The organism is Caproicibacter fermentans (assembly GCF_009746625.1).
GTDB classification, from domain to species: Bacteria; Bacillota; Clostridia; order Oscillospirales; family Acutalibacteraceae; genus Caproicibacter; species Caproicibacter fermentans.
Genome location: NZ_VWXL01000110.1, coordinates 47,596 through 55,341, shown reverse-complemented (window position 1 = coordinate 55,341; position 7,746 = coordinate 47,596). Strand labels below are relative to the sequence as shown.

9 protein-coding genes are annotated in these 7,746 nt (G+C 51.8%); all 9 read right to left on the bottom strand.

The genetic code is table 11. The annotated features are described in order from the left end of the window. Nucleotides 1-96 precede the first annotated feature (96 nt). Nucleotides 97-495: a Gp15 family bacteriophage protein gene (locus CAFE_RS19480; RefSeq protein WP_156991513.1), complete on the bottom strand. Its 399-nt coding sequence runs from the start codon at nt 493-495 to the stop codon at nt 97-99. After that, the gene (locus CAFE_RS19475) at nt 443-793 is read right to left on the bottom strand and encodes a hypothetical protein (protein ID WP_066645358.1); all 351 of its coding nucleotides are present in this window, start codon (nt 791-793) and stop codon (nt 443-445) included. Before CAFE_RS19475 ends, CAFE_RS19480 begins: the two co-directional genes overlap by 53 nt. An 81-nt stretch (nt 794-874) precedes the next feature. Then, complete coding sequence (locus CAFE_RS19470; RefSeq protein WP_156991512.1) at nt 875-1,309, bottom strand: phage tail tube protein; 435 nt, start codon at nt 1,307-1,309, stop codon at nt 875-877. Nucleotides 1,310-1,701: 392 nt separating this feature from the next. After that, nucleotides 1,702-1,977: a hypothetical protein gene (locus CAFE_RS19465; RefSeq protein ID WP_156991511.1), complete on the bottom strand. Its 276-nt coding sequence runs from the start codon at nt 1,975-1,977 to the stop codon at nt 1,702-1,704. Nucleotides 1,978-1,982: 5 nt separating this feature from the next. After that, entirely contained in the window at nt 1,983-2,951 is a 969-nt protein-coding gene (locus CAFE_RS19460) for an ABC transporter ATP-binding protein (protein ID WP_166525194.1), read from the bottom strand. A gap of 13 nt (nt 2,952-2,964) precedes the next feature. Then, nucleotides 2,965-3,939, bottom strand: coding sequence for an ABC transporter ATP-binding protein (locus CAFE_RS19455; protein WP_066647144.1), 975 nt, complete (start codon nt 3,937-3,939; stop codon nt 2,965-2,967). 16 nt (nt 3,940-3,955) lie between these two features. After that, nucleotides 3,956-4,867: an oligopeptide ABC transporter permease gene (gene opp4C, locus CAFE_RS19450; RefSeq protein ID WP_066647146.1), complete on the bottom strand. Its 912-nt coding sequence runs from the start codon at nt 4,865-4,867 to the stop codon at nt 3,956-3,958. 10 nt (nt 4,868-4,877) lie between these two features. Next, complete coding sequence (locus CAFE_RS19445) at nt 4,878-5,843, bottom strand: ABC transporter permease (protein WP_066647153.1); 966 nt, start codon at nt 5,841-5,843, stop codon at nt 4,878-4,880. A 113-nt stretch (nt 5,844-5,956) separates the two neighbouring features. Beyond that, nucleotides 5,957-7,714, bottom strand: coding sequence for an ABC transporter substrate-binding protein (locus CAFE_RS19440; RefSeq protein ID WP_066647155.1), 1,758 nt, complete (start codon nt 7,712-7,714; stop codon nt 5,957-5,959). Nucleotides 7,715-7,746 lie beyond the last annotated feature (32 nt).

Genomic DNA, 7,746 nt, shown 5'->3' with positions numbered 1-7,746 from the left:
ACGTAATTTCCTCGGAATAGCCGATGCGGCGTTCAACTGGACGCCTGCTTTGCTATACTCTTTCTGGACCATCTGTTTTTTACCACCATCCTCATTTCAGGCTTGACTTTTAATAGTTAATCTTTCATAAAACATTGATTTCAAGGTATTTTGCAGTTGTCCGCCGTTCTCTGCCTTTTCAGCGGTTGTTGTGCGCTTGTTCAGCCAGGCATACCAATCGTCACGCAGAGTTTTCTGTGGCGCCGAAAGCCTATTCAATTCTTCTCCTTCCGCAGTACGTATCGCGATGACACGTGCAAGCTGGCTTTCCGCCGGAAGGTTTGTCAGCAGCACGCTGAATTCTTTCCAGCTCATGCGAATTTCAGGAAGTCTGAGACGAAGACCGTAAGCTGCGGCGAACGACGCACAGATTAAGTCATAATCGTATTCCGGATCAAATCCGTTATTTCTTGCCGCGGCTGCCGGTGCGAAAGGAGGGCTTTTTCTCTGTGTCAAGCTGTCCCTCCAATTCTTCCGGCTTTTTTCCGGTCATTGCCGCCATTACGGCAATTTCAAGCTTTTGAAGAACAGAAAACGGCATGGAGTGCGATAAGATTTCATCCGCGGCCGTTTCTCCTCCGATCAGCGAAAAGGCGAGAAATTGATGAATGGAGTCCGCGTCTCCTTTTAAATCAGAGGCAAAACGCTGCATGCTCAGGACCTTTTTAAAATCGCTGTCCACTTCGTAGGATTTTCCGAAAATGGTAACGCAGGGACGCATTTCATCCAGGTATTCATCGAGGTTGATGTTCATTCAGGTTCATCCTTTCATCAGTTGTCCGGGCTGTCAAAAGCCCGGACGGTCTTCGGCACAATTTGTTCCTGCCGCGCTGCGTTACGCCTGCGCAGCTTCCTGATACTCCGGTTTTCCGTCGACGGTATAAGTCCATTCCATCGAATCCATATCGGTGGAAGCGCCGCCGAACGAAGATGTGATGTCAACCAGCCCGTCGCAGACAAGCGCATCGCCGTTGGGAAACGTGATTTTTAGAACAGCCGCGCAGTCGCTTCCGGTGGAAAGCAGCTTGTTTGCAACAAAGTCGTTGCCGGCATCGCCGTAGCAGCGTTTTCCCTTAAAAGTCAGTGAGAGCGTTTTCCCTGTTACCATGTTGCGGGCCCAGCCCTTTAGCTCCATCGGGCTCCATGCTTTTGTCGTTCCTTTCAGCTTCATTTCCATACTTTCCACATTGGAGATCGTGCTGAACTGCGGTTCCCCCGTCTTTACGGACGCGCCGATTTCAATTTTGTAGTCGCTGACTGAATAAACCATCTTTTTTCCTGCCTTTCAAATTTTTAGTTGCAGAAAGCGACTGCGATATCATTGATCTGCGTATGCTGCGCGGGTTGTGATCCGCAGCGCCTCCCTGCAACTACCCCTTCCGTCTGTTGAAAATTTGTCCCATTAAGGCTAAAATTCAAAAATTAATTTTATTTTCGTTCATAGGTAACCCCTGAAAAATCAAAATTGTTTTGGCGTATAAACAAAAGAAAATCGCCCAGCCGACAAGAAGTCCGCTGGGCGATTATTTTTATTCGGGTTCACCCCGTATTTTACATACGGGGATAAAATGGGGTCCGTATTTGAAAAGCGGAACGCCTAAAATCAGGCGTTCCGCTTTTCATTCCGGAATCTCCGGCCTGCCGTAACACGACACGGCCATTTTATATTCTGGTGATTAAAAACATCAACAGGAAATACGCCAAAATTCCGACCGCGATCCATGGTAGAATCAGCTGGAACATCGCGATAATCATGGCAAGAATATCCTTGCCTTCAAAATCGGGCCTGTTTTCTCCCGTTCCCTTTCCGGCGGACTTCTCCGCCGGCTCGCTTCGGTTCTGCTGCTCCTTTTGCCCGGCTTTGCGCTTTTCTTCCTGCCTGAGCTCCTCTTCCAGAAGGTCGGGCCTCGGGCCCTGCCCAAGCTTTAAAAAGTTCACAGGTTTCATTTCGCGAAATGGCAGGCGACATAGTGTTCCTTGCCCAAATCGATAAAAGGCGGAACTTCTTTTTCGCATTTTTCGCAGGCCATCGGGCAGCGCGTGCGGAATTTGCACCCGGACGGCGGATTGGCCGGGGAGGGAATGTCTCCCTTCAAAATAATCCGCTCGCGTTTTCTGGTCGGGTCCGGCAGCGGAATCGCGGATAAAAGCGCCTGCGTGTAAGGATGGGAAGGGTGCGCGTAAAGGTCTTCCTTCGCCGCCGTTTCCACAATATTTCCAAGGTACATGACCGCAATCCGGTCGCTGATATACTCGACGACCGACAGATCATGGGAAATGAAAATATACGAGAGCTTTTTTTCCTTTTGCAGCTCGCAAAGCAAATTGATGATCTGCGACTGAATGGAAACATCCAGCGCGGAAACCGGCTCGTCACAGATGATGAAGGACGGATCCAGCGCAAGGCTGCGCGCGATGCCGATTCTCTGGCGCTGCCCTCCGGAAAATTCGTGAGGATAGCGGTTGATATAATAGGACGGCAAACCACACAGATCCATCGTCTCTTTCACTTTCTGCCGCATGCCGCTGCGGTTTGTGATATGGTGATCCATCAGAGCTTCTCCGATGATCTCTCCCACCGTCATGCGCGGGTCAAGCGAAGAATAGGGATCCTGGAACACTATCTGCATCCGGAGGCGCTGCTTGCGAAGCTGCCTTCTGGAATACTTCCCGAAGTCCTTTCCCTCAAACAGCACCTGCCCGCTTGTCATCTGATACAGGCGCATAATGCTGCGCCCCAGCGTCGACTTTCCGCACCCGGATTCGCCGACGACTCCCAGCGTTTCGCCGCGTTTCACCTTGAACGTAACGCCGTCGACCGCCTTTACCCATCCGACTGTCTTTTGAAGCACTCCGCCGCGGATTGGGAAATACTGTTTCAGGTCCTTTACTTCCAATATGTAATCTTCCATCGTCATTTCCCTTTCATTGTTCGGGTTTTACCCAGCATGCCACGGAGTGTCCGGGTTCGATCTCACGAAGAACGGGCATCTCCTCTTTACACTGCTTTGTGCAGAATTCACACCGCTCGTTAAAATAGCAGTTTTCCGGCATATCGACGGGGTTCGGTACCTGGCCGGGAATCGAATACAAACGCTTATTGTGCTCTGTTTGTCCGATGACCGGCTTGGATTTCAGCAGTCCGACGGTGTAAGGGTGGGTCGGATGGGCAAAAATATCCGCAACATTTCCTTTTTCAATGACTTTTCCGGCGTACATGACAACAACATAATCCGCCATTTCCGCCACCACGCCCAAATCGTGCGTAATCAGCAGGATGGACATGTTTAACTCGTCTTTCAGCTTGCGCATCAGGTCCAGAATCTGTGCCTGAATCGTCACATCCAGAGCCGTTGTCGGTTCGTCCGCAATCAACAAACGGGGATTGCAGATTAAGGCCATCGCAATCATGATTCTCTGGCGCATTCCTCCGGAAAGCTCATGCGGGTAGCAGTCCACAATTTCCTCCGCGCGCGGAATATTGACCAGACGGATCATTTCGATCGCTTTTTCACGCGCTTCTTTTTTCCCGATGTTCGTGTGGAACAGCAGATTTTCCATAATTTGATACCCGACCGTGTAAACCGGGTTCAGGGACGTCATCGGTTCCTGAAAGATCATCGAAATTTTATTGCCGCTGATTTGCTGCATTTCCTTGTTGCTTTTTTTCAAAAGGTCTTCTCCGTCCATCAGGATTTCGCCTTCCACAATTTTACCGGGCGGAGTCTGGACCAGATGCATGAGCGACAGCGCGGTAACGCTTTTGCCGCAGCCGGATTCGCCCACGACGCAGACGGTTTTGCCCTCCGGAATTTCAAAGCTGACGCCGTTTACAGCCTTCACAATCCCGCTTTCGGTATAAAACCAGGTACTCAGATTCTTAAATTCTATAAAGGCCATTCTAAACTTCGTCCCCTCACTTATTCATTCTCGGGTCCAATGCATCGCGCAGGCCGTCACCAAGCAGATTAATGCACAAAACGGTGATCAGAATGCAAAATCCTGCCGGCATCCACATCCACGGGTGCAGCGTGAAGTCCACCATGTTGGAACCTTCACTGACGATGTTGCCCCAGCTGGCGTAAGGCGGCAGAACGCCGACGCCTAAGAATGACATGGTCGATTCCATCAGGATCGTGTCGCCGATGGCAAGCGTTGCGGTAACGATCACGAGCGGGAACACGTTTGGAATGATATGCTTGAAAATCTTTTTAATATCGCGGATACCCATGGATTCCGTCGCAAGCATGTACTCCATTTCCCGGATCGAGAGAACCTGCCCGCGGAAGTAGCGGCAGATGCCGGCCCACCCCAGCGCGGCCAGAATAAACATGAGCAGATATATTCTGATTTTCGTATCGACGTGCAGGTCCGAAAAAACAGCGCTGATCATAATCAGAATGGGCATGGTGGGGAGAGAGAGAATGATGTCGACGACGCGCATCATCACGGTGTCAATCCATCCCCTGTAATAGCCGGCAATGCATCCGAACAAAGTGCCGATGAAAATCTCAAGCACCGTAGCGACAGCGCCGACCGTCATGGAAACTCTGCCGCCGAACATCAGGCGCGACAGAATGTCGCGGCCGCTGCGGTCCGTTCCCAGCCAGTGCTGCGGGGAAGGCGGCTGTTTCGAGTGCGCCAGATCGACCATATTGACGTCGGGATAAGGAGAAAAATAGGGGCCGAGAAAACAAACCAGGAAAATCAGGACGAGTACGCCCAACCCGACTAGAGCGAGTTTGTTCTTTTTCAGTCTGTGAAAGGCAAGGCGCCAGGGCGTCTGCTGGGTTTCCTTCTGTTTTGCCGTCTTTTTTGCTGTTGTCATTTTACCGCCCTCACTTCAACCGTATTCTTGGATCAGCCACGCTGTAAAGGATATCGGCAAGCAGATTTCCAAGCATGGTCAGCAGGGCAACAAGCATGACATAGCCCATCATGAACAAATAGTCGCGCTTGGCGATCGACTCCAGAAATATCTTTCCGATCCCCGGCCATGCGAAGACTGTTTCCGTAATCAGCGCGCCGGAAAAAAGGCCCGGCAGGCTGTTGCCGATGTAGGTGATGATCGGAATCGCCGCGTTTTTCAGCGCGTGGCGGTAAATGACGATCCGCTCCGGCAGGCCCTTGCTGCGCGCGGTGCGGATATAGTCCTGATTGATGACATCCAGCATGGATGTGCGAACAAACCGCATAGCGCCCCCGACGCTGATGGTAGTCAGGCAAATCACCGGCAGAATCATATGGGAAAGGATATCCATCAGATAAGCTCCGCCGGCCAGCGTTACGCCGACCGTGTGCATCCCGTCCATGGGAAGCATCTTCCAGTCCACCGCAAAGCCCTTTTGCAGCAGAAGGGCAAGGAAAAAGGACGGAAGGGAAATTCCCGCGAACGCCAGCACGGTAAAGAGGTTGTCGAAGAAAGAATGAATCTTTGTGGCGGACAGCACCCCGACCGGAATCGCGATGAGCAGCTCCAGCACAAAGGAAACAATCGCGAGCAGGAAAGAATTCCAGATGAAATCGTGGATGACCGTCGCAACCGGCAGATTGTATTGGGTTGAAATCCCCAGGTTCCCATGAAGGGCGTTTTTCAGCCAGTTCAAATACCGGACGCCCACCGGCTGGTTCAGTCCGAGCAGCGCCTTCATTTCGGCAATTTTCTCCGCCGGCAGACGGGAAGCGCCGAATTTCGCGTCAATCGCATCACCGGGGATCGACGCAATCAGCAGAAAGACTATGATGGAAACGCCTATCAAAATAGGAATCAGAATCAGCAGGCGGCGGGTAACGTATGTTTTCATGTTTGTAACACCGGTTTCATTATTTGTCGTCTCCTTTTCTTTAGTAACAAAAACTGGGAAAAGGGCCCGAAGGCCCTTCTCCCGCTCCCCCTACGGAAAAAGAATGCGCAGAGTTACTGCAATTCGTATTTGTAGTACTGATTATAAATCAGATTGTACGGCGCGCACGCGAAATTCTTAATGCGCGTATTAAACGCCACGCAGTCACTGCGCTGATAAATAATGAAGTTCGGCAGGTCGTTGTTGATGATCTGATATACCTTTGCGTACTGCGCTTTTCTCTGGTTATCGTCCGTCAGGGTAAGCGCGGTCTTATAGGCTTTATCCAACTCCGGATTGGAATAGGCCAGGTAGTTTTCAGAGCCGCCGGTGCAGTAGACATAGGAGTCATCGGGATCCGGCGTCAGACCCCATGCCATGAAAGCCATGTCGTAAGTCTGTTTTTCGAATTTCTGCTGCAGGGTCGGCCAGTCGACGTACTCCGCCTGCATGTTAATCCCGAGCTGTTTGTAGGCGTCAATCATCATCGGCAGCATAACGTCCGTTACGGCGTTGCCCTTTGTCGCGGAGAATGTAAACTTAAACGGTTTGCCGTCTTTTGTCAGGCTGCCGTTCGCGTCCTTGGTCCAGCCGGCTTCCTGCAGAAGGCTGGCGGCTTTTTTCAGGTCGTAATCATAGGTGTTGATGCCGTCTTCCGTGTACAGCCAGCTCTGCGCGGTCTGGTTGATGTTCTGAACATGCGCGTACTGCCCGTATACCGAGTTGACAAGGCTCTTGCGGTCCAGAGCATACAGCAGTGCCTGGCGAACCTTCTGGTCCTTGAACAAATCGTTCTTATGGTTCAGGCCAACCCAGCCGTAGCCGAGCGTAGGCTGAACCCACATGTTGACAAAACCGGCCTGCTGACCGATGGCGACCTGGTCGTCGTTGCAGGTAACCTCGTCGTCGATATCGACGTTTCCGGTCGTAACCGCCTGCATTTCCTCGCCCTCGGCGACCACCTTCACGATAATGTTCGGGATTTTCGGCGCGCCCTTGTAATAGTTCGGGTTGGCCTTCATGGTCGCGCTTTGGCCGGCCTTGTAGTCGGTCAGAGTGTAGGAGCCGTTGGTGACATAATTAATCATGGACAAATTCTTGATGCCGCTGACATCGCCCTGTTTAATCAGGCTGCCGTACTTCGCCGTGGAAATCGGGATGATAGTGCCAAGCTGATAAATCGCGCTGGCGTTCGGCGCGCTCAGTTTGAATTCAATTTTGTTGCCGTCCACTTTAATGCCGGAAATATCTTTTGCCTTGCCGTCATGATAATCCTGCGCGCCGACAAGATTATAGTTGTAAAGCGGGCTCAGCGGGCCGTCATAGCTCTTGTCGCAGATTACCTTTACGGAATTGACATAGTCCTCCGCCTTGACCGGGGACCCGTCGGAGTATTTGTCTCCGTCTTTGAGCGTAAAGGTATAGGTCAGGCCGTCGTCGGAAACCTTGTATGTAGCGGTGCCGGGAATCATTTCGCCTTTATCGTCGTTATCGAGAAGCTGCGCGCCCGAAATCGGAACGGAAACATGCCAGTCGTCCGCACTCGAGGCGTAAAGCTGATTGAAGATTCCGCTTAAATCGGCGCAGCCGACAACCAGCGTGTCTTTGCGGCCGGAAGCCGCCGCCGGAAGCTTGGACGGGTCCGTCGCGGCAATCATTTTTTCTTCGCTGTCCGCCTGGGTACCTGCCGCGCTGGAAGCATCGCTGCTTGCCGATGACGCGGGAGCGCTGTTCGCGGCTTTGCTCGCCGTGCTTCCCCCATTGCACGAAGACAGCAGCAGGCATGCAGCAAGCGCGAAGCTTGCAAACCCGGTAATTTTTCTTTTTTTCATAATTCACCCTTCTTCAAAATGTAATCTATTTT